General features: G+C 41.4%; 18 protein-coding genes and 2 rRNA genes. 10 read left to right on the forward strand and 10 right to left on the reverse strand.

The annotated features are described in order from the left end of the window. Positions 1-293: 293 nt before the first annotated feature. The 7 genes from F927_RS08185 (at position 294) to F927_RS08215 (ending at position 5,977) form a co-directional block, all read left to right on the forward strand. Positions 294-653, forward strand: coding sequence for a roadblock/LC7 domain-containing protein (locus tag F927_RS08185; protein WP_005083406.1), 360 nt, complete (start codon positions 294-296; stop codon positions 651-653). Between the two features lie 154 nt (positions 654-807). Then, on the forward strand, positions 808-1,776 hold the full coding sequence (locus F927_RS08190) for a hypothetical protein (RefSeq protein ID WP_005083408.1): 969 nt from the start codon (positions 808-810) through the stop codon (positions 1,774-1,776). Between the two features lie 8 nt (positions 1,777-1,784). Beyond that, positions 1,785-2,327 (forward strand): GTP-binding protein, encoded by a 543-nt coding sequence (locus tag F927_RS08195; protein ID WP_004640850.1) that lies wholly within the window; start codon positions 1,785-1,787, stop codon positions 2,325-2,327. A gap of 23 nt (positions 2,328-2,350) precedes the next feature. Further along, entirely contained in the window at positions 2,351-2,770 is a 420-nt protein-coding gene (locus F927_RS08200) for a roadblock/LC7 domain-containing protein (protein ID WP_005083410.1), read from the forward strand. A gap of 355 nt (positions 2,771-3,125) precedes the next feature. After that, positions 3,126-4,472 (forward strand): sphingomyelin phosphodiesterase, encoded by a 1,347-nt coding sequence (locus F927_RS08205; protein ID WP_005083412.1) that lies wholly within the window; start codon positions 3,126-3,128, stop codon positions 4,470-4,472. 13 nt (positions 4,473-4,485) lie between these two features. Continuing rightward, positions 4,486-5,406, forward strand: coding sequence for a lipase secretion chaperone (locus F927_RS08210; RefSeq protein WP_005083415.1), 921 nt, complete (start codon positions 4,486-4,488; stop codon positions 5,404-5,406). A 103-nt stretch (positions 5,407-5,509) separates the two neighbouring features. Continuing rightward, entirely contained in the window at positions 5,510-5,977 is a 468-nt protein-coding gene (locus F927_RS08215; RefSeq protein WP_005083417.1) for a hypothetical protein, read from the forward strand. A 29-nt stretch (positions 5,978-6,006) separates the two neighbouring features. Here F927_RS08215 and F927_RS08220 read toward each other — a convergent pair whose 3' ends face one another. The 6 genes from F927_RS08220 to F927_RS08245 all read right to left on the reverse strand — a co-directional run bounded on the left by F927_RS08220 (position 6,007) and on the right by F927_RS08245 (position 14,496). Then, positions 6,007-7,965: an acetyl/propionyl/methylcrotonyl-CoA carboxylase subunit alpha gene (locus F927_RS08220; RefSeq protein WP_005083419.1), complete on the reverse strand. Its 1,959-nt coding sequence runs from the start codon at positions 7,963-7,965 to the stop codon at positions 6,007-6,009. Between the two features lie 59 nt (positions 7,966-8,024). Further along, positions 8,025-8,861 carry an enoyl-CoA hydratase/isomerase family protein gene (locus F927_RS08225; protein WP_005083421.1) on the reverse strand — a complete coding sequence of 279 codons (837 nt, stop codon included), beginning with the start codon at positions 8,859-8,861 and terminating at the stop codon, positions 8,025-8,027. A 14-nt stretch (positions 8,862-8,875) separates the two neighbouring features. Then, complete coding sequence (locus F927_RS08230) at positions 8,876-10,033, reverse strand: acyl-CoA dehydrogenase family protein (protein WP_005083424.1); 1,158 nt, start codon at positions 10,031-10,033, stop codon at positions 8,876-8,878. A gap of 89 nt (positions 10,034-10,122) precedes the next feature. Next, the gene (locus tag F927_RS08235; RefSeq protein WP_005083425.1) at positions 10,123-11,736 is read right to left on the reverse strand and encodes an acyl-CoA carboxylase subunit beta; all 1,614 of its coding nucleotides are present in this window, start codon (positions 11,734-11,736) and stop codon (positions 10,123-10,125) included. Between the two features lie 9 nt (positions 11,737-11,745). Next, on the reverse strand, positions 11,746-12,672 hold the full coding sequence (locus F927_RS08240; RefSeq protein ID WP_005083426.1) for an SDR family oxidoreductase: 927 nt from the start codon (positions 12,670-12,672) through the stop codon (positions 11,746-11,748). A gap of 18 nt (positions 12,673-12,690) precedes the next feature. Further along, positions 12,691-14,496: an acyclic terpene utilization AtuA family protein gene (locus F927_RS08245; protein WP_005083427.1), complete on the reverse strand. Its 1,806-nt coding sequence runs from the start codon at positions 14,494-14,496 to the stop codon at positions 12,691-12,693. A gap of 191 nt (positions 14,497-14,687) precedes the next feature. Between F927_RS08245 and F927_RS08250 the strand changes: the two genes are divergently transcribed. The 3 genes from F927_RS08250 to F927_RS08260 all read left to right on the forward strand — a co-directional run bounded on the left by F927_RS08250 (position 14,688) and on the right by F927_RS08260 (position 16,263). Beyond that, on the forward strand, positions 14,688-15,287 hold the full coding sequence (locus F927_RS08250) for a TetR/AcrR family transcriptional regulator (RefSeq protein ID WP_005083429.1): 600 nt from the start codon (positions 14,688-14,690) through the stop codon (positions 15,285-15,287). Beyond that, positions 15,284-15,793 carry a GNAT family N-acetyltransferase gene (locus F927_RS08255; RefSeq protein ID WP_005083430.1) on the forward strand — a complete coding sequence of 170 codons (510 nt, stop codon included), beginning with the start codon at positions 15,284-15,286 and terminating at the stop codon, positions 15,791-15,793. Before F927_RS08250 ends, F927_RS08255 begins: the two co-directional genes overlap by 4 nt. A gap of 65 nt (positions 15,794-15,858) precedes the next feature. Then, complete coding sequence (locus F927_RS08260; protein ID WP_005083431.1) at positions 15,859-16,263, forward strand: YbbD-related protein; 405 nt, start codon at positions 15,859-15,861, stop codon at positions 16,261-16,263. 13 nt (positions 16,264-16,276) lie between these two features. On the opposite strand, the gene F927_RS08265 is transcribed toward F927_RS08260, so the two are convergent. The 4 genes from F927_RS08265 to F927_RS08280 form a co-directional block, all read right to left on the reverse strand. Further along, a complete protein-coding gene (locus F927_RS08265; RefSeq protein WP_005083432.1) occupies positions 16,277-17,440 on the reverse strand; it encodes an acyl-CoA dehydrogenase family protein in 1,164 nt (387 codons plus the stop codon). A 202-nt stretch (positions 17,441-17,642) separates the two neighbouring features. Next, the gene (locus tag F927_RS08270; RefSeq protein WP_005083433.1) at positions 17,643-18,719 is read right to left on the reverse strand and encodes an AI-2E family transporter; all 1,077 of its coding nucleotides are present in this window, start codon (positions 18,717-18,719) and stop codon (positions 17,643-17,645) included. Between the two features lie 119 nt (positions 18,720-18,838). Continuing rightward, a 5S ribosomal RNA gene (gene rrf, locus F927_RS08275) occupies positions 18,839-18,953 on the reverse strand. Between the two features lie 173 nt (positions 18,954-19,126). Further along, positions 19,127-22,017: ribosomal RNA gene (locus tag F927_RS08280) — 23S ribosomal RNA — on the reverse strand. Positions 22,018-22,308: the final 291 nt, after the last annotated feature.

Here is a 22,308-nt window from a genome sequence, read left to right on the forward strand (position 1 = left end):
CGTTAGATTGGCTTACACCATTAGAGAAATTTGCTCAGCTTGTTGATTATCATAAGACTTTTCAAACTGTCGCACCTCATGTTTGAATTCGCCCATCTTCATTTAATATTTTAATTTCCAATCATGACAAAAATTGTCAATTATTAACATCCTTTATATTTCCATTATTCTATCGCATGATTGATTTAACAAAATACTTTCCTATAATGAAATTAACTACTTTTGAAAACCAATTAAAACAAAAGTAAGTTATATAAACTTATAAACAATAATGTATTAGTAGAGATAATATCATGGCTAAAATTTCACTAGAAAGCTTATCAAACATTGATGGTTTTGTTGCAGCAGCATTAGTAGACACGGAAAGTGGCTTAGCCCTTGCAACACAAGGTGGTGGGGCAATTGATTTAGAGCTTGCAGCAGCGGGTAATACCGAAGTTGTACGAGCAAAACGCCGTGTTGCTAACTCACTGAAATTAAACGATGATATCGAAGATATCTTAATCACGCTTGGTAAGGCATATCACTTAATTCGACCATTAGAAAGCAATGGTAACCTTTTCCTCTATGTTGTACTTGACCGTACAAAATCAAACCTAGCAATGGCTCGTCACGAACTCAAGACTTTTGAAAAAGAATTAGATTTTGCTTAATTTGCAAAACTAAAAATTTAGTATATTAGACTTCTTATATCTATTTTTATTTAAAACAATAAAAATAATATAAGAGGTCTAGTATTAGTCTTTATATATTATATAAAGACCATTTTCATGCAGTCCAATATTTTAACAATATTAAAGTGATACTATGAATGGGCATTGCATTAATATCGCAATTTCAGGTATAAGCTTAAAAGTTTCAGATGAATTAAAAATAGAGCTTAGAAAAACCATACCCAATGATTTTGGAATTAACTGGATAAATATTGCAGATCCAAATATAGACTTATTATTAATAAATGAAAATTTTTTTGATACCGAAGGTATTCAGCGTATTTTAAAAGAGAAGAAACTTCCTTGTTTAAAAGTTTCAAAGGGACAAGGTAGCTGTAACATCGAAGAAAATAATACTCTATACCTACCTTTTCAACAAACTGATGCATTGAAAAACTGGATTCAACTCCGTCTTTTAAGCTATCTATCACATCAACAATCACAGCAACCTAAAACAGAAACAGTTTCAACGCACAATGCCGTAGATGCAAAGTTTCTAACGGATATGTTAGATCCTGAAAATGCACGTCTACATCTTTTTGACGATCACGGAACATTGGCAATTATCGATACACGCAGCCAAGTTGCTTGGCTAGAACCTACACGTATACATACACATACCAATCACAGTTTTAATTATGCATTTGCGACAACATTTGATTTCACCAAAGTTTCTCGTAAAGTTGAATACAATTTACAAGACTGGCTATGGAACTTGATATGGTACTCGCATGAGTTTCAAACACTAGCACCTGTTGCAGAAGAATATTACAAAATTGATTATTGGCCTCAGCCGATGCAAAGCACTGATCGAAAAATCATTCTTTTGCTGTCTGCTTGTTTCATCCAAGGCGCTCAATTGAATCACGTTGCAAGCCACTTAAACATACCAATTCAAACAGTGCAGCAATATATTGCCGCCTGTATTGCCTCAAATAATGGCAGCATTATTTCAGCTGCTGACGGTCATTACTTAAAATCAAATACAGTAGAACAACCTACTGAACAACAAGGTTTTTTGAATAAGTTTTTTGGAAAAATTAGACGCCGCTTTGGGCTTTAAGGAATAATATGATTCTACAACAATATAAAATTGTTTTTGCAGGAAGCATGGGCGCAGGTAAAACTGAAGCAATACGATCTCTTTCTGAAGTTCCTGTGCTAGCAACGGAAGCATTTAATACGGACACTCAAGCGCACAGCAAAGCCGAAACAACTGTAGGGATTGATTACGGCGAAATCACGCTAGATGACGGTGTTAAGATAGGCTTATATGGCACGCCAGGACAGACGCGTTTTGATTTTATTTGGCCCGTCATCTGTCAAGGGGCGCTAGGAGTAATTCTGTTAGTTGATCATAACAGTAAAGTGCCTATCGAAGAGCTTGAAGGCTATCTAGACACATTCAAAGACTATACACAGAATATTTCGATTGGTATTACTCATGTTGACGAAAATAAAGGACAATCCACGACGATGTATCGAGAATGGTTGACGCAGAATAACTACCAATATCCACTTTTTTTTATTGATGCCCGCAAACAAGAACATATTCTACTGATGATTGAATCACTGATTGCAACTTTAGAAGTAAATTTAAAAGCAACCCATTAACGACTTTAATAAAGAGAAAAATTATGTTCAGTATCCCAAGTCAACAACGCACTGCACCCAAAGAGCTGATCCAGTTCGCAAAATCGCAAGCCACTGATATTCTCGTTAATATTCGTGGGATTGATTATATTATGATTTGTTCTACCGACGGTTTTGAGTTGGCATCTATTTATAAAAAAAATCCTTATAACAGTAGTAAACTGGCTGCGGTGAGTAGTTCTATTTTGGCAATGGTCAGCGCTTTTCTCAATGAAATTCAACTTACAGGATGCCAGAGTATTACCTTAGATGCTGAAAATGGCAAAGCGATTCTAACAGCCATCCCAGCACCACATCATCCAATGGTGCTAGTGACACTAAGCAATAAAGATGTCCTTCTCGGACAATTGTTATACAGCTTAAAGCAAGCCAGTGCAGCCATTAGTGCAGCAGATCAAACTTAATCCGTCCTCATCAATTCCATTTAATCTGCCAGGAAAAACCCTCCTGTCAGATTTTTTTAGCCCTGAATTTAGTTATTTACAAATTTAGATTTTCATATTCGAATCTACACTGTAAACACCTATCACTCCTCTCCGTACAATATTTCTGAATGTCTACTTGAAAATCATTTATATAAATTACTTCATTTAAATCAGATGAACGGTATAAAAATTACATGATTTAGCAATAATTTTTCATTATGATAATTTTCGAACAAATAACAACATAAATGTTCAAAAATGAAAATCAACACTATTGCCAGATGAACCTTATTAATCATCTATGCAATACACGATCAACAAGGAGAAAGATCTAATGGGGCTAAGCACTATTAAATTCAGTGTCGGTACAGCACTACTGATGGGGACATTTGCCATGCAAAATACATTGGCAGATTCTTATGTTTTTATTACGAATACCACTCCTGAAACGGTATCTGTACAAGTCAACCATACAGGCACTCAAATTCTGCAACATGGAAATCAATGGGCACAAGAGGCAACACAGATAGCGCCTTATGAAACCAAACGCGTACTTCGCATGAATCGATATTCAGGTCTTAAATCTGGTCAAACCTATAATTTTGATACCGTAGTTTCCAGTGGCAGTTCTCAAGTAACCTTTAAGCAATCCATGACGGGTACATGGTATGGCAGCACCATTAAACATGGTATGCAAACCGCATCGACAACCTCACCTTGGTATACGGATCGTAATATATATCGCATCAATACTGTATATGCTGGTTTAGCCGCACAAACTGCTGTGAAAGCAGAATATACAGGGGGTTATGATGATTTTCATTACACCATTCATCAAAATACGGTAACTGAACCTGTCTCAAACAATGCCGATGAAATTAAGGTTTTATCCTACAATATTTACGCCCTACCTATGGTTGCAAGCAAAATTAGCGAGCGTTTGGCTGAGTTGCCACAACATCTAAATGGTTACGATGTCATTCTCATGCAGGAAGCATTTTCATCTTCGCGAACCGGTATGCTCAATCAACTCGCACAACAATATCCATATCAAACACATGTTCCGATTGGATCTGGCTATAACTTATTCGATAGTGGCGTATTGGTATTAAGTCGTTACCCTATTGTTAAAACAGCTGAAATGATTTATCCAGACTGCACTGGAACGGACTGCTTCGCGGATAAAGGCGTGATTTATGCAGAAATCATCAAAAATGGTAAAGCCTACCATGTGACTTCAACCCACACGGCATCATTTGATACCAATGAAGCTCGTGCGTTACGTCAGGTTCAATTCCAACAAATTCGACAATTGATTAATCAGCAAAATATCCCAAGCTTCGATGCGGTATTGATGGGTGGCGATTTCAATGTAAATAAGCTGTTATGGCCACAAGATTACCAAGACATGCTGACTAACCTCAATGCGACTGCACCTGTTAGCACAGGCTATACGGCCTCTACTTTTGATCCACGTATCAATAAACTTGCTGGTGCAGCTGGCTCTGGGGGAACCACCGTTGAATATCTAGATTATGTTGTTTCATCAAATAATCACCGTCAACCGACCCAATCTCGCAACGATGTTCGCATTCTACGTTCGGCTGCTGATCCATTGTTTATGACATGGGATCTTTCTGATCATTTCCCTGTGATGGGACACTTTAATTACAACCCATAAAGCGGAAAGCCGAATGAATAAGAGACTACTACTGACAATATTTCTTGTTTTACTGGTCTTGGTCGGAATTGCAGTTTGGAAGAGCACCGCCTCTTCCGCTGCAATTGAACAAGCAGCAAGGACCGAATCAACAAAACCCAATTCAACCCAAGATAAATACATGCAACATAAAAATGCAGTTCAAATTTTACAAGAGTCTTTGTCCACTCAATTAAAATCCTTGCAGCATCAACCTGGAAATATCACCCAATTTATCAATGCGTTTAAAGCCAATTGCCAACTAGAAAGCTGTGATGCTGCCTTAGCCAAAGCTCTGGCAAATTATCCTGATCAAAAATTTGCTCAAACTGTGCAGAATTTATTGAAGCGTATGCCGCAATATGAACAGCAAATGCAAAGCACCGTACTTTCAACAGCGCTATCACCAAAAGAACGCTTTGATGCAATTTGGAAACTTAGAGAACAGACGCTAGGCAAAGATGAAGCGGCTTTAGGTTTTGGACAAGAACGTGAATATGCAGATTATCGTTTTGCTTATGCAGAACTTAAACAGAATACGCAATTGAATCCTGAACAACGATTGGCTGCATTAGAAACGCTTCAACAAAAATACCCTCGACTGATGGAACAAGAAAGTAGTTTTGGTCGTTATGAGCAAGCGGTTCAACTACTTGATGAGAAACAGCCCACTGCTGAAACACAACGTCTAAAACAAGAGTTACAACAACGCTATCTCTCACAACAAGAGCAATTAGACCTGCAATTTAAGCAACACCGTGAACAACAGCAGCAACAGAAAGTGGATCAATACCAACAAGCACTCAAACAACTGCAACAAGAAATGCAACCGCTTAAGTCTCAGCTTTCCGAAACTGAGTGGCAAAAGCAGTATCAACAACGTCTAGAAAGCTTACGATCGAATCTGTTTCCTTAAAAAATAATGCCATCTGATAAACAGATGGCGACTATTTCAGCATCTAATTTTTTCACCTATACTGCTGTAAAAGAACGCTTCTTTATCTTTGGAAATCAATGAAATGAATTACCCAAAACTGCAACAGGACTTAAATACTGCACTTGAATCTGAAATCTTAGGTGAAATAATTTTTCTGAATGCAGCAAAGCATACCCGCTCGACTGAACAACAATATAAATGGAATGTCTTGGCTCAATTAGAAACTCAAACTTTACATAAGTTACAAAATTTTCTAATTGAAAATGGTCATACCGCAAAGATACGAGCACATATCAAATTACAAGCCAAAGCATCAGGGATTGCGATGGCAAAGCTTCCGTGGAAAGTTGCGATGCATTTGCTTAAACAAGGTACCAAACCTTTTATGGAAACCTTCGAGCGAATGAATCAACATGCCGATGCTCAAACTCAAACATTTCTGCAATATTTATTGGCACATGAACAAGCTTTGGCAGAGTTTGCAACACAAGAATTAATGGGAAATTCGGAAAGTTCACTCAATGCTGTAGAGAAATTATTAAAAAGCTAGGTCTAGCCTAGCTTTTTAATTCATACGTTTTATGCAACTGTGACATTTAATAACAATTGTCGTTTTTTCACTTGTTGACCGACTTGACCAATCAGCTCATCAACGACACCATCCACATCAGATTTAATCTGTTGCTGGATTTTCATCGCTTCCAAAATCAATAAAGTTTGTCCTTTGCTAACAGTATCTCCAGCATTGACCAGTAGATTTACAATTGCACCATCCATTGGTGCTCGAATCTTCCCATCACCAATGACCTCCACCGCTTCAGGTTCTGCGTAAGTGCTATTCTCTATTGTGAGATTGCCATTGGCTGTGTCCAAATAAAGCTGATTTTGGTCAAGCACATAATTTAATTTACGGCGTACACCATCTACATCATAAATGATCTGTGTATTTTGAATCGCTGGAATCTTAATTTTGACTTGCTGATCACACAGCGTAGCGATCAGTTGCTCATGATCTATTTGGACATGGAGTAATAATTGTTGATGTGCACATTTCAGTTTCAACGGAAAAGGAACAGAAATACCTGTTTGCCATGAAGCTTTGGCTTGATTCAGTTGAGTGAATAACGCTGCAGCAACCGCAAGATTTTCCAAACTTGGTGCCTGTTGATGAAGGCTGACATCATCTTGAAAATGTTGTTGAATAAATGCGGTATTGGTATCACCTGCCACGACAATCGGATGGCGTAGTAAATTCACCAAAAACTGTTTATTGCTGTTCACACCCAGTAGCACACAATCATCTACTGCACGTGCTAACAGACGAATCGCATCCTGACGAGTTTTGCCATAAGCAATCACCTTCGCCACCATTGGATCATAAAACGGGCTAATTTCACCCTGTTCTAACATACCATGATCAATCCGAACATTTGGTAACATTCCATCAGAGCCTGCAGGTTTCCAACTGAGTACCTTTCCAGTTTGAGGCAAGAAATCCTGACGTGGATCTTCTGCATATAAACGCACTTCAATTGCATGTCCATTTAAAGTGAGTTCATGCTGCTGTAGAGGTAAAGTTTCACCATTTGCGACACGTAGTTGCCATTCAACTAAATCGAGGCCCGTGATCATTTCTGTTACTGGGTGCTCAACCTGTAAACGGGTATTCATTTCAAGGAAATAAAACTCACCTGAGTGATCAAGTAAAAATTCAACTGTACCTGCGCCGATATAGTCGCAAGCTTTGGCGGCAGCAACTGCAGCCTCGCCCATTTGCTGACGTAATTCAGGTGTCATCACGGGACAAGGTGCTTCTTCGACGACTTTCTGATGACGGCGCTGAATTGAACAGTCTCGTTCAAATAAATAAACGTAATTGCCATGCGTATCACCAAATACTTGAATTTCCACATGACGGGGTGCTATCACTGCTTTTTCAATAATGAGTTCACCTGAACCAAATGCATTTTCAGCTTCTGAACGCGCTGTTTTTAAAGCTTCGAGTAAATCAGCAGACTGGTGAACCAAACGCATACCACGCCCACCACCACCAGCAGATGCCTTCACCATCAAGGGGAAACCAATTTTTTCTGCTTGTTCAGCTAAATATTCGATATCTTGTCGATCACCTTCATAACCCGGTACACAAGGTACACCCGCCTCAATCATGGCAATTTTTGACAAACGCTTACTCCCCATCAAATGAATCGCAGCGGCATTTGGACCAATAAAAGTGATGCCATGATCACTACACGCTTGGGCGAAATCGGTATTTTCAGATAAAAATCCATAACCTGGATGAACAGCATCGGCACCTGTCTTTTTGCAGGCTTCGATAATATTGGTGATCGACAAATAAGACTCTGAAACTTTGGATGCCCCAATATACACCGCTTCATCAGCCACTTGAACATGGCGCGCATTGGCATCAGCATCTGAATATACAGCAACGGTCTGATAGCCCATCGCTTTCGCAGTTTGCATCACACGAACTGCGATTTCACCACGATTTGCGACTAAAACTTTTGAAAATTTCATATTATCCTCTCAAAGCATAGCTTTTCGCCTTGCACAGTGGCAAAGCAATGCTTTGCATTTCACTGTTCATCAGTCCAAGTTGGTAAACGTTTTTGAATAAATGCCATCGTACCTTCTTGACCTTCTACTCCACCGACAGCTTGCGCAAATTGCTGTGCAGCATCATCGAGTAGAGAATCTAAAGGTTCATTCAAAGTACGATGTAATAAAGCTTTAGTATTGCGAGAGGCCAATGGTGCAGCACGTTTGATTTGTTGAACTGTATCGCTCAGTAACTGCTCTAGTTCATTTTCATCATGCACTACATCATGTACTACACCTAACTTCTGTGCAGTCTCACCATTGAAACGAGAACCTAACAATGCCAAACGACGCGCTTGTGTTAATCCAATGCGTTTCACTACAAAAGGTGCAATTTGCGCTGGCAAAACACCTAAGCCTGTTTCAGGTAAACCAAACTGTGCCGTATCGCGACTAATCGCGACATCAGAAACACAAGCCAAGCCAAAACCTCCACCTAATACCGCACCTTCTAATATCACAACCACGGTTTGTGGCGCTTGATCAACTTGTTCAATCATGGCACCGAAACGACGGTTAAAATCAACATATGGCTGTAAGCTACCCACATTCGCCGCCTCTACACGGAGTGCTGCCATATCTTTAATGTCACCGCCTGCACAGAAATGTCCGCCTTTGCCACGTAAAATCACAGCACGAATCGATACATCATCTGCAATTTGATTAAAGACCTGTTGAATCGCATTGACCATATTTAGACTCATGGCATTGCGACTTTCAGGTCGATTAAGCCACATCGTTAAAATACTGCCTTGTTGTTCAAGTTGGATACTTTCATCCACTTGTAGATCAGTTAGAGAAGTTGAAAGCGTCATGATCTTCCCCTGCCTTATTTCCGTTTCTTCGGCAAAATGTCCATCAACTTACAAATAATTCCGAGCATAATTTCATCGGCGCCACCACCAATTGAACCAAGACGACCATCACGATAAAGTTGAGAAGCAGGGTTATCCCACATAAAGCCATTGCCACCCCAATATTGCAGACAGGTATCAGCGACTTCACGAGTGAGACGCCCTGATTTGAGTTTTGCCATTGAAGCTAACATCGTGACATTTTCCCCAGCAATATGCTGTTCACAGGCTTGATAAGTCAGCGCCTTTAATGCTTCAACTTCAGTCATTAACTCGGCGAAGCGGAAATGTACATATTGGTTATTAATCAAGGGCTGACCAAAAGTAGTACGTTCTTTAGCGTAATCAATCGTTTGTTGAATGACTTTTTCTAAACCGCCTACTGCATTGGCACATGCCCACATACGTTCTTCTTGGAACTGCATCATTTGCATCATGAAGCCCATGCCTTCAGCACCAACCAAATTACGCTGTGGTACACGAACATTATCAAAATAGACCTGAGCAGTTGTGGTTGAACGCATACCTAATTTATTCAGCGGCTCTGAAAAACTGATACCCGCAGTCTTCGCAGGCACAATAATCATGGATTTATTGACATGTGGTTTGTCATCTGAAGTATTGGCAAGTAAACAGAAGAAATCAGCTTGCAATGAATTGGTGATCCACATTTTGCTGCCATTAATCACATAATCATCACCATCTTTTTTCGCAGTGGTTTTGATTGCTGCTACGTCTGAACCTGCATGCACTTCTGATACTGCAATTGATGCCACATATTCACCACGAATCGCAGGATTCAAAAATTCTTCTCTTAATTCTTTGCTACCAAAACGAGCAAGTGCAGGTGTCGCCATATCGGTTTGCACACCGATCGCCAGTGGCACACCACCACATGCTGCACGCCCTAATTCTTCAGCGACCACAAGGTTATAGGAATAATCTAAACCCAGACCGCCATTTTCTTCTGGCTTACAAATACCTAGCAAACCTAAATCTGCCATTTTCTTAAACACATCATGGATCGGAAAACGTCCTGCTGCCTCCCACTCTGGAATGAATGGATTGAGTTCGTTTTCTACAAACTGACGTGCGGTACGACGTAATGCTTCATGCTCTGCGGTAAATTTCATTATTTTTTCCTTAAATTTAATCTCCCCTAACCCCTCTTTAATAAAGAGGGGAACTCCTCCCTTTTTTAAAGGGAGGTCGGGAGGGATTTTTAAAATCTCGATACACCAAACCGTGTTGGATTAAGTTGACGTTGTTGTGCTTCATAAATGGTTTGTAGCAAGAAGATCAGGACTTTACGCGTATCTCTTGGATCGATAATGCCATCGTCATGCAACATTGCTGTATTAAACAAAGCAGTCGATTGTTGTTCTAATTTCATCGCAGTGCTTTGCTCTAGGAAATCCAACATTTGCGGATTCGGTTCCATTCCAGAAGCTTTCTGTTTACCTTCTGCGACGATACGCAACACTTTCCCCGCTTGTGCTGCCCCCATTACCGCAACATGTGAATTTGGCCATGCAAAGATAAAACTCGGAGAGAGACTACGCCCACACATCGCATAGTTACCTGCACCGTAGGAGCCAGCCACAATAATCGAGATTTTCGGTACAGTCGCATTCGCAACTGCTTGGATTAATTTCGAACCATGCTTAATGATGCCGTTCTGTTCAGCATCTGTTCCCACCATAAAACCTGTGGTGTTATGCAGGAATAAAAGTGGTCGTTTGGTCTGCTCACACAAATGAATAAATTGTGCTGCTTTGACCGCACCTTGTGGTGTAATCGGTCCATTATTAGTAATAATGCCAATATGTACGCCACCCATTTTCGCCCAACCACATACAGTTAAAGCATCGTATTCCTGTTTAAACTCAAGGAAATCTGAATCATCAATAATGCGAGCTACAACCTCTTTCATATCAAAAGGTTGCTTTGGATCTTTGGGAATAATGCCAAGCAACTCTTCAGGCGCGAAACGCGGTTCTTTGTAGTTTTGATTTAGACTAGTGGTTTGTTCCTTCCAATTCAAATGCTCTAAAATCTCACGAGCAAGTCGAATCCCATCTGCATCATTTTCCGCCAAATATTCTGCTACACCTGAAACCTGGGTATGCATTTCAGCACCGCCCAACTCTTCAGCCGTTGCCACCTCACCAGTCGCAGCCAATAGCAATGGTGGACCAGCCAGTAGCATTTCGGTTTGTTTACGCACCGCGATCACATAGTCAGACAGACCAGGCTGATATGCTCCACCTGCTGTAGCATTACCATGTACCACCGAAATTTGTGGAATCCCTGCCGCAGACATCCGTGCTTGATTTGCAAAGGTCATACCGCCATAGGTAAATACTTCAGCAGCATAATTAAGATTCGCCCCACCACTTTCCGTTAAAGTAACAATCGGTAGTTTTTGTTCAAGTGCTATTTTCTGTAAGCGTAAGGTTTTCTGTACACCCATCGGTGACATAGTTCCACCTTTGATCGCACTATTGCTGGCAGAGACAAGGCAGCGTACACCACTAACAAAGCCCAAACCCGCAATAATACCGCCACCCGCTTCTGAGCCATCTTTATCATCATGCATGTTGTAGCCAACTAAGCCACATAACTCGACAAAAGGTGAATCCGCATCCAATAGTAAGCGCACACGTTCGTGCGGCAAGATTTTGCCTTTCTTATCAAACTTTGGTTTAGCCGCATAAGATTTATCAATACTCTTTTGCTGTACTGCACGTACTTCCGCAATTTGATTCAACAAAGCTTCACGGTTTTGCTCGTAAAGCTCACTACCGACAGCAATTTCAGATTGGAGAATGGTCATTGTTTTTCCTCACTCCAAGCCTAGCTTGTCGTCTTGCGGCTGGGCAGAGCGTTGCTCTGCTTTTCCAGCCTCATCTTTAAAAATTTCTGGAATAAAAGCACGGTGGAAACCATTAAAAGACTGGCTATTGGTTGCATCTGCCAATGGATACATGCGTGTTCCCTGAGATGCAGCACCATCAATACGTAAAGTCACCCCTGAAACAAAAGCCGCAGCATCAGAAAGCAAATAACAAATTGCTGAAGAAATTTCAGATTCTGTACCCATACGTTTTAACGGAACATTACCTGCCAAACTTGGAATGATCACTTTGGCAAAGTCACCACTATAGTTGTCCATACCTGATGAAATAATCCATCCTGGCGCAACTGCATTGACGCGTACACCCGATTTCCCCCATTCCACCGAAGCCGTTTTGGTGAGGTTATCCACACCTGAACGTGCTGCACCTGAATGCCCCATACCTGGCATACCACCCCACATATCTGCGGTCATATTGACGATGCTGCCCCCATGTTTAGCCATCCATTGGTTATAGGCTTCACGCATTAAATAGAATGTAGAATGCAAGTTATTGCGAACCACAGCATCAAAGCCATTGGCAGAAATATTTTCCAATGCCGAAGGAAATTGCCCACCTGCGTTATTCACTAAACCATCGAGCTTGCCATATTTTTCAATGACTTCAGCAATCATGCTTTTGACTTGTTCTTCATCACGGTTATCACAAACGATGAAATGAACTTTCCCACCATCTTCGCTAATTTCTGCTGCAGTCTTTTCTAACTTTTCAATTTTTCGACCTGTAATCACGACTTGAGCACCTAAAGATGCCAACTCGTGTGCTGTACAGCGTCCAATACCTGAGCCGCCACCTGTGACGATAATCACTTTGTCGTCAAATGCATCTGCTCTGAAAATTGATTGGTAACCCATTTGATTTACATCCCTTACTTATTTTTCTAACAATTTCGCTGGTACTTTGACTGGCATATCTAATAACTGCTGCGCAAATGCCTTACCTTGTGGATCAATACGTAAACTTGCAATCCCACCGCCACCTAAGGCATTTTCCAACATAAAATTCAGTGCATTCATCGCAGGCAATTCATAACGAATGACCTTTGATTTTTCTGGATCTAAAACATGCTGCATATAGTCTGAAACATTGGCTTCAGTGAGTGCTGCTCGAATCCACGGCAAATATTCTGCTTTACGCGCAATCACACCAATATTGCTATGGTTACCTTTATCTCCACTACGAGCATGAGCAATCTCAATCAAAGGCACTTCGATTTCATCGCCTTGATAAGTTGCGACTTCACCAGTTGGATGGGGAGCGAAATTCTGTGTAGCTGAGCCAGTAGGAATCTCAACAGGATGTCGCTGACCAGCAAAATCAACTTCAACCTTGATTTGATCTTTATCAATCAGGAAAGAGAACAATTTCACGACTGCAGAAGCTTTAGGGCGACCACCGACAATGCCCGCTAATGCAGGTGCCATACCTGTAGAAGCTTGTGCGATTTCCGAAGCGAAGAACATACACGCTTCTTTAAACATATGTTTGACTGCAATTTTGACCACGACTTCACGACTTTCTTTAATGCGTGCATGTGCCCCATAGGTGCTTTCAATACCTAAAATTTCGATCGATTTTTCTGTAAATGGAGGAACAGAACGTAAAGCCAATACACGCTCACATTTATTGATAATGGCATTGGCAATGGTTTGTGCTTTCTCAGGCGCTTCGCGACCTGCGATTAAGAAACTGACTAAAACACGATAACCATCGGCATAAGTGGCACTCACTTTATATTGTTGAGTTGGTGCTCGACCTGTTGCACCTGTGACTTTAACTCGATCATCACCCACTTGTTCTAAATGGACTTGGCTAAAATCAGCTGTCACATCAGGAAGTAAATAGGCTTGTGGATTGCCAATTTCATAAACGATTTGCTCTGCGACCGTTGCAGTCGATACTAAACCACCTGTACCTTGTGGTTTAGTCACAACAAAAGAGGAATCTGCACTGACTTCTACAATTGGAAAGCCCATGTTGTCAAAGCCTTGTACTAAACGCCAATCAGTAAAATTACCGCCTGTACATTGAGCACCACATTCAATTACATGCCCAGCCAATGAACCTTGTGCAAGTTTGTCATAGTCATCCAATGACCATTTGTATTCATGCAACAACGGTGCAAGTACCACAGCGGAATCAACAACACGACCTGTAATCACAATATCCGCGCCCAAATCTAAAGCGTCACGAATAGCAACAGCACCTAAATAGGCATTACTGCTCGCCACATGTGCAGGCAAAGGCTCAGCATTAAACATTTCTCTGATATTTTTTTGCTGCAGTTCAGTGTGCTTTGGCAATACATCGTCACCAAGTACCACAGCTACTTTTAAATCTAAGCCCTTTTCATCAATGATTTTTTGTAAAGCATCACGACAAGCTAAGGGATTTACCCCACCTGAATTACTGATCACTTTGATTTTCTTTTCAGCAATTTTATTAATCAGTGGAGACATCACACGACTAACAAAATCCAATGCATAACCATGATTAGGATCGGTCATCATTGCTTTAGCCATGATTGACATAGTAATTTCAGATAGATAATCAAAGACCAAATAATCAATATCACTCAGATGTACCAACTGAAAAGCGGCTGTATTGGTGTCGCCCCAAAACCCTGAAGCACATCCAATTTTTACTAGCTTTTGGTCATCCTGCTTGACGCTTGTCATGAGCTTTCTCATTATTATTAAAAACAATACAACATTACCAAGCAAGTGCTTGGTTTGTAAAGTGCAGAATGATATGCTGTATTAGCAAAAATAGACAAATTCAAGCAAATGCTTGTTATAAAAAGATAAGACAATTCATGAAATGAATTTTGTTACAATACACTTTGATTAAACGGGATAGACGGACAGGCATGATCGCAACTTCAATTGAGCAAATACCAAAAATCGTATGTTTTGATGATAGCCCACGTGGACGTTTGCTCTTAGGTGCCGCCTATCTGTTTTATAAGCAAGGTTATGATAAAACCACGGTTCGCCAACTTGGTGAATTTATTGGTATTCAATCAGGTAGTCTCTTCCATCACTTTAAAAGTAAAGATGACATTCTGGCTACTGTGATGGAACAAACCATTATTTATAACTTTGCACGGCTTAAAGAAGCAGCTGAACGCTCAAATGATCCTGAACAGCAATTGCGTGATTTAATCAGAGCTGAATTAATCTCAATTACTGGGGATACTGGTGCGGCCATGGCAGTGCTGGTTCATGAATGGTTTGCGCTTTCTAAAGAAAAACAAGAATACCTTTTGAAAATGCGTAATGAATATGAGCAAGTCTGGCTTGATGTGATTGAAAAATTACGCACTCTAGGCAAGGTCAAACATGATGCATTTATTTGGCGACGTTTAGTCGGTGGTTCTATTTCTTGGACAGTGACGTGGTACAGACCTGAAGGTAAAGTGAAAATTGATGAATTGACGGAAATGGTCTGGGAAATGGCTTTGAAATGAGTCGAGTCTATTTGCGTAAACCTCAACTCAGCGATTTAGCTGAAATCAAACAAGCCTACCAAAATAGTATTCATCTACATCAACCGTGGACATATCCTCCTACAGATTTTGAACAATACCTACAACAAGTACATCGTTATTTTGTCTGCTTAACTGAGAATCATGCCATTGTAGGAACCTTTAATATCTCGAATATTATTCGAGGTTACTTCCATTCAGCTTATTTAGGTTATGAAGCCTTTTATCCTTATATAGGCCAAGGTTACATGCGACATGGGCTTCAACTTGTCTTACACGAAGCTTTCCAAACACTGAACCTGCATCGACTAGAAGCGAATATCCAACCTGAAAACTCCCCCTCCATTCGCCTTGTGGCAGGAGCAGGCTTTGTTAAAGAAGGGTTTTCACGCCAATATTTACGTGTTGGTGGTAAAGAATGGAAAGATCATGAGCGTTGGGCGATTTTAAATTCGAATTGGACAGATAAAAAATATCAAGTCTTCTAGTAATTGAAATATTTGAAGCTTTAAAATAAACAAATAAAGTGATGCCAATTTCATAAGCAGAATATATGCAACGTACAATTATAATCCTACTTTCCAGCCTAATGTTCGGTTGTACAAATGATATTGTGACAACCAAATTTATAGATCTACAGCATGCTCAAACAGAACATGCTTTTGAACGTGGTTGGCTACCTCCAATTTTACCGCCAAGCACAAAAAATATTATTGAAATAAATAACCTTGATTTAAATATTGGTCATGGTTCATTTACCTTCTCTCCAACCGACTTAGACTATTTTATCGATCATGGTGCAGTTCCAATTAAAATAAACGATGCGACTCAGGGTACAAAGCAGAAATTACAGGATCAAGGGTTTCAATTTTTCATTTATACTCAGGATTCATCAGTTTGGCATATTGCAACCCATCCAAATGGAAAAGGAGCCTACTGGATTGAGACAATTCAATAAGCTCCATTAAAGTTTAATAACCCAATTGCTTACTAATCAAGTCCTTCATAATTTCTTCCGCACCACCACCAATCATATTGACCTTCACTTCACGATAAATACGCTCAGACTTAGTTCCTCGCATAAAGCCCATTCCCCCTAATGTCTGCACAGCAGCATCCGCACAAAACTGCATGGTTCGTGTTGCGACATTCTTGAGCATGGAAATTTGAGCAACCAAATCAGCCCCCTGTAATTGTGGTTGAGTCATTTTCCAAGCCGTTTCTTCAAGCAAAGCGCGTGTTGTCGTCAATTGCGTTGCCATATCAACCAACTTATGACGAACCACTTGATGGTCAACTAAACGTTTACCGAACGTTTTGCGTTGTTGTGCCCAATCTAATGCCTCTTCATAGCAGACAAGCGCATAACCATAAGCCACCACGCCCAAGAAAAAACGCTCCATATTAAAGTTATTCATAATCACTTTAAAACCAGCATTCTCTCGACCCAACAAATTCGACGCGGGCACGCGAACTTGATCAAAATGTAAATGTGCCGTATCCGATGCCCACCATCCCATTTTCTTCAATGGTGTTTTAGTAATGCCCTCACTATGTGCATCAATCAGTAGCATAGAAATACCTTCAGCACCAGTTTTAGTGGGATCAGTACGCACCGCTACTGTATAATAATCGGCACGGATACCAGAGGTGATAAATGTTTTTTCACCTGAAACAATATAATAATCTCCATCACGAATCGCTTTAGTCTGTAAAGCTGCAACATCAGATCCACCACCAGGCTCAGTAATTGCCAAAGCCGAAATCTTTTCGCCGGAAATAATATCTGGCAATACTTTCGCTTTTAGTTCTTCACTTCCAAAATGCTGAATTGGTGGAGCACCGATGGTATGTACCATCAACGAAATATGCACACCACCTGAACCCGCTTTCGCCATTTCCACACCAGCGAGTAACGAATAAAAAGGATCAGCATCCGGAATACCCCCATATTCCTCACCAAAGCCTAAGCCCAGTAATCCAATCTCTGCAGCTTTCTTATAAAGCTCTCGAGGAAACGTTTCAGCTTCATCCCATTCATTAACAAATGGAGCCATTTCTTTTTGCACGAATCGACGTACATTGTCTGCAAAAGCTTGGTGTTGTTCATTATAGTAGATCGGATTAAGTTGCATTTTCTGCTTCCTAGCTTGAATAATTCTGAGTCGATTAGAGTATTTATAAGCGCTTTACCTTATCAAAAAAGAAAAAACCAAGCAAGCGCTTGGCAGAATACACATCAATTTTATCCATAATGATTTATCAAAAACGTTGAGATATTTATCCGAAATAAGAGCCCAAATCCTATTAGTAAGTATCTAAGCCCTATTATCACGGTTATGATTGATCGTAATTTTTCGGATTCTGCATGAGTAAAATAGCAAATGGGCGAGTAGATCGAAATGCTTCCAAAACAATTACAAAAATTGAAGTAAGAGGAATTGCTAAAATCGCTCCTGCGATTCCCCACAATGAAGACCACAAAGACAAGGAAAGCAAAACAACAAACGGAGATAAATTGATTTGTTTACCAATCATACGTGGTTCTAGAAAATTTCCTACAAACATTTGCGCAACCGTCAACAAGATCGTAACCAGAATAGTTAATTTCAGCGAACCAGTTTGAGCCAATGCCATTAGAACAGGGAAAATCACACCGAATAAAGAACCAACGTATGGAATATAGTTAAACAAACCAATAATTAAAGCCCAAAATAATGCATACTCCACACCACACGCCCAAAGAATAACAAAACAAATCGTTGCTAAAATCAAATTAATAAGTGTCTTAACGACAAGGTATTCACTAATCTTTTTATTAATATCCGCGATCAATAACCGCGTTTGTTCAGTTTTACCATCTGGAAATGCAATCATTAATTTTTTAACGAACTGGTCTCGCTCATTCAATAAAAATAAGGCATATACAATAATGACAACAAACATGCCTGTCAGCGCACTAAATGAAGTAAGTGTCGAAGTAATGAGACTTTGAAGATTAATCTGGCTCATCAGCATTTCTCTAAAGATTTGCCAGTCCGGGCTATCACTCCACCCTAAATACGCGTTTACATGCAAAAAAACCTGTTCAATATTCGCTTCATAGATTGGCATCTTGGCCAAAATTTTCTGTCCAGTTGTAATCACTAAACTAATAAGCTGAACCATCACCACAATAAAACTGATTAATACCAATATTCTTCTAAACCATTCTGGCGTAGATTTCAAAACAGGAAACTTTACTAGCCAATGACTTAATGTGATAAGGATATACATCGCTATCGTCGCAACAAGGATTGGCAATAAAAAGCCTTGCCCAATTTTCAACAACCATCCAAAGAGAATTAAAAACAATAAAATATAAACCAATGTCTGTAAGCTAGATTGCCAAGAACCAAGATTATTATTTTGCATATTCACATCACGCTTTATCTTTTCCCCAATAGTTATACCGTAATTTTCCCCAATTTATTTTTCTCGTTGCAATAAAAAACACCCCAACCTCTCTCGAGATTGGGGTGTTTAAATTTAAAAGCTGGCGATGACTTACTCTCACATGGCAAGTGCCACACTACCATCAGCGCGAAGAGGTTTCACTTCTGAGTTCGGGAAGGGATCAGGTGGTTCACTCTTGCTATTGTCGCCAGCAAACTGTTTTGGCTTTGGGTGGTCTTACTTTTGAACTTATTAAGTTCATGCCACTTAGTACCGAAAGAGTTATTAACGGATTAGTTAATTGGGTCTGTATTGTAACTAGTTTTGACACTAAATCAAGTTATGTATTGAATTTATCTTGAATACAACAACTGTTTGGGTGTTGTATAGTCAAGCCTCACGAGCAATTAGTATTGGTCAGCTTCACACGTCACCGTGCTTCCACACCCAACCTATCAACGTCCTAGTCTCGAACGGCTCTTTAGAGGAATAAATTCCTAGGGAAATCTTATCTTGAGGTAGGCTTCCCGCTTAGATGCTTTCAGCGGTTATCCCTTCCGAACATAGCTACCCGGCGATGCGACTGGCGTCACAACCGGTACACCAGAGGTTCGTCCACTCTGGTCCTCTCGTACTAGGAGCAGATCCTCTCAAATTTCCAGCGCCCACGGTAGATAGGGACCGAACTGTCTCACGACGTTCTAAACCCAGCTCGCGTACCTCTTTAAATGGCGAACAGCCATACCCTTGGGACCTGCTTCAGCCCCAGGATGAGATGAGCCGACATCGAGGTGCCAAACACCGCCGTCGATATGAACTCTTGGGCGGTATCAGCCTGTTATCCCCAGAGTACCTTTTATCCGTTGAGCGATGGCCCTTCCATACAGAACCACCGGATCACTAAGACCTACTTTCGTACCTGCTCGACTTGTGGGTCTCGCAGTTAAGCGCGCTTTTGCCTTTATACTCTACGCGTGATTTCCGACCACGCTGAGCGCACCTTCGTACTCCTCCGTTACTCTTTAGGAGGAGACCGCCCCAGTCAAACTACCCACCAGACATGGTCCTCGTCCCGGATAACGGGACAGAGTTAGAACCTCAACATTACCAGGGTGGTATTTCAAGGACGGCTCCATTGGAACTAGCGTTCCAACTTCAAAGCCTCCCACCTATCCTACACAAGTAAGGTCAAAGTTCAATGTCAAGCTGCAGTAAAGGTTCACGGGGTCTTTCCGTCTAGCCGCGGGTACACTGCATCTTCACAGCGATTTCGATTTCACTGAGCCTCTGCTGGAGACAGCGCCGCCATCATTATGCCATTCGTGCAGGTCGGAACTTACCCGACAAGGAATTTCGCTACCTTAGGACCGTTATAGTTACGGCCGCCGTTTACTGGGGCTTCGATCAAGAGCTTCGCTTACGCTAACCCCATCAATTAACCTTCCAGCACCGGGCAGGCATCACACCCTATACGTCCACTTTCGTGTTTGCAGAGTGCTATGTTTTTAATAAACAGTTGCAGCGGCCTGGTTTCTGTGGCTGCCAATAGCTCAGGGAGCAAGTCCCATCACCGTCAGCAGCGTACCTTCTCCCGAAGTTACGGTACCATTTTGCCTAGTTCCTTCAGCAGAGTTCTCTCAAGCGCTTTGGTCTACTCGACCTGACCACCTGTGTCGGTTTCGGGTACGATTCCTGTGTAACTGAAGCTTAGAGACTTTTCCTGGAAGCATGGTATCAGCCACTTCACTGTACAAGTACAGCTTGCTATCGACTCTCAGCATAGAGCACCCCGGATTTGCCTAAGATGCATGCCTACTGTCTTCCACCTGGACAACCAACGCCAGGCTGACTTAACCTTCTCCGTCCTCTCATCGCATTACACAGAAGTATTGGAATATTAACCAATTTCCCATCGACTACGCCTCTCGGCCTCGCCTTAGGGGTCGACTCACCCAGCCCCGATTAACGTTGGACTGGAACCCTTGGTCTTTCAGCGAACGGGTTTTTCACCCGTTTTGTCGTTACTCACGTCAGCATTCGCACTTCTGATACCTCCAGCATACTTCTCAATACACCTTCATCGGCTTACAGAACGCTCCCCTACCACTTGACTAATGTCAAATCCGCAGCTTCGGCACATAGTTTTAGCCCCGTTACATCTTCCGCGCAGGCCGACTCGACTAGTGAGCTATTACGCTTTCTTTAAAGGGTGGCTGCTTCTAAGCCAACCTCCTAGCTGTCTATGCCTTCCCACATCGTTTCCCACTTAACTATGATTTTGGGGCCTTAGCTGGCGGTCTGGATTGTTTTCCTCTTGACTACGGACGTTAGCACCCGCAGTCTGTCTCCCGGATAGTACTCATTGGTATTCGGAGTTTGCATCGGTTTGGTAAGTCGGGATGACCCCCTAGCCGAAACAGTGCTCTACCCCCAATGGTATTCGTCCGAGGCGCTACCTAAATAGCTTTCGGGGAGAACCAGCTATCACCAGGCTTGATTAGCCTTTCACCCCTATCCACAAGTCATCCCCTGGCTTTTCAACGACAGTGGGTTCGGTCCTCCAGTTAGTGTTACCCAACCTTCAACCTGCTCATGGATAGATCGCCTGGTTTCGGGTCTATACCCAGCAACTATACGCCCTATTAAGACTCGATTTCTCTACGGCTCCCCTATTCGGTTAACCTCGCTACTGAATATAAGTCGCTGACCCATTATACAAAAGGTACGCAGTCACACCACGAAGGTGCTCCCACTGCTTGTATGCATGCGGTTTCAGGATCTATTTCACTCCCCTCACAGGGGTTCTTTTCGCCTTTCCCTCACGGTACTGGTTCACTATCGGTCAGTCAGGAGTATTTAGCCTTGGAGGATGGTCCCCCCATATTCAGACAAGGTTTCACGTGCCTCGCCCTACTCGTCATCATTGTGTGTGCCCTTTCGTGTACGGGAATATCACCCTCTACGTTCGCACTTCCCAGAGCGTTCCACTAGAACACACACAACTTAATGGGCTGATCCCCGTTCGCTCGCCGCTACTAAGGGAATCTCAATTGATTTCTTTTCCTAAGGGTACTGAGATGTTTCACTTCCCCTCGTTCGCTTCAATAACCTATGTATTCAGTTATTGATACCCGCCTTATAGCGGGTGGGTTCCCCCATTCAGATATCTCCGGATCAAAGGATATTTGCCGCCTCCCCGGAGCTTTTCGCAGGCTATCACGTCTTTCATCGCCTCTGACTGCCAAGGCATCCACCACATGCACTTAATTACTTGACTATACAACCCCAAACAGTCGCTAACCCTTACAAGTAAGGTTAGGACAGATTGCTATGTTTGTTTTTCAACTCACATCGCTCTCATCCAGTTTGTTGCCTCGTGCACTTAAGCACCGTACAGCTTCAATCTAAATTCATATACCAAAACGCTTGATTCAGTGTTTTTGCTAGTTCTCAATTTCATTCTTTCGAATGAATTGAGTGAACAATTTATTTCAGACTCAATTCTACTAATCTGTTAATGATTAACTACAGCCTCGTCAGCTTGCAGTAAACTGTGATAAATCACAGA

It is taken from the genome of Acinetobacter haemolyticus CIP 64.3 = MTCC 9819 (genome assembly GCF_000369065.1).
Taxonomy (GTDB): Bacteria; Pseudomonadota; Gammaproteobacteria; order Pseudomonadales; family Moraxellaceae; genus Acinetobacter; species Acinetobacter haemolyticus.

Bases quoted from the DNA above. Each gene is read 5' to 3' on its own strand.
- F927_RS08185 (WP_005083406.1), top strand. From the start codon at position 294: ATGGCTAAAATTTCACTAGAAAGCTTATCAAACATTGATGGTTTTGTT.
- F927_RS08190 (WP_005083408.1), top strand. From the start codon at position 808: ATGAATGGGCATTGCATTAATATCGCAATTTCAGGTATAAGCTTAAAA.
- F927_RS08195 (WP_004640850.1), top strand. From the start codon at position 1,785: ATGATTCTACAACAATATAAAATTGTTTTTGCAGGAAGCATGGGCGCA.
- F927_RS08200 (WP_005083410.1), top strand. From the start codon at position 2,351: ATGTTCAGTATCCCAAGTCAACAACGCACTGCACCCAAAGAGCTGATC.
- F927_RS08205 (WP_005083412.1), top strand. From the start codon at position 3,126: ATGGGGCTAAGCACTATTAAATTCAGTGTCGGTACAGCACTACTGATG.
- F927_RS08210 (WP_005083415.1), top strand. From the start codon at position 4,486: ATGAATAAGAGACTACTACTGACAATATTTCTTGTTTTACTGGTCTTG.
- F927_RS08215 (WP_005083417.1), top strand. From the start codon at position 5,510: ATGAATTACCCAAAACTGCAACAGGACTTAAATACTGCACTTGAATCT.
- F927_RS08220 (WP_005083419.1), bottom strand. From the start codon at position 7,965: ATGAAATTTTCAAAAGTTTTAGTCGCAAATCGTGGTGAAATCGCAGTT.
- F927_RS08225 (WP_005083421.1), bottom strand. From the start codon at position 8,861: ATGACGCTTTCAACTTCTCTAACTGATCTACAAGTGGATGAAAGTATC.
- F927_RS08230 (WP_005083424.1), bottom strand. From the start codon at position 10,033: ATGAAATTTACCGCAGAGCATGAAGCATTACGTCGTACCGCACGTCAG.
- F927_RS08235 (WP_005083425.1), bottom strand. From the start codon at position 11,736: ATGACCATTCTCCAATCTGAAATTGCTGTCGGTAGTGAGCTTTACGAG.
- F927_RS08240 (WP_005083426.1), bottom strand. From the start codon at position 12,672: ATGGGTTACCAATCAATTTTCAGAGCAGATGCATTTGACGACAAAGTG.
- F927_RS08245 (WP_005083427.1), bottom strand. From the start codon at position 14,496: ATGACAAGCGTCAAGCAGGATGACCAAAAGCTAGTAAAAATTGGATGT.
- F927_RS08250 (WP_005083429.1), top strand. From the start codon at position 14,688: ATGATCGCAACTTCAATTGAGCAAATACCAAAAATCGTATGTTTTGAT.
- F927_RS08255 (WP_005083430.1), top strand. From the start codon at position 15,284: ATGAGTCGAGTCTATTTGCGTAAACCTCAACTCAGCGATTTAGCTGAA.
- F927_RS08260 (WP_005083431.1), top strand. From the start codon at position 15,859: ATGCAACGTACAATTATAATCCTACTTTCCAGCCTAATGTTCGGTTGT.
- F927_RS08265 (WP_005083432.1), bottom strand. From the start codon at position 17,440: ATGCAACTTAATCCGATCTACTATAATGAACAACACCAAGCTTTTGCA.
- F927_RS08270 (WP_005083433.1), bottom strand. From the start codon at position 18,719: ATGCAAAATAATAATCTTGGTTCTTGGCAATCTAGCTTACAGACATTG.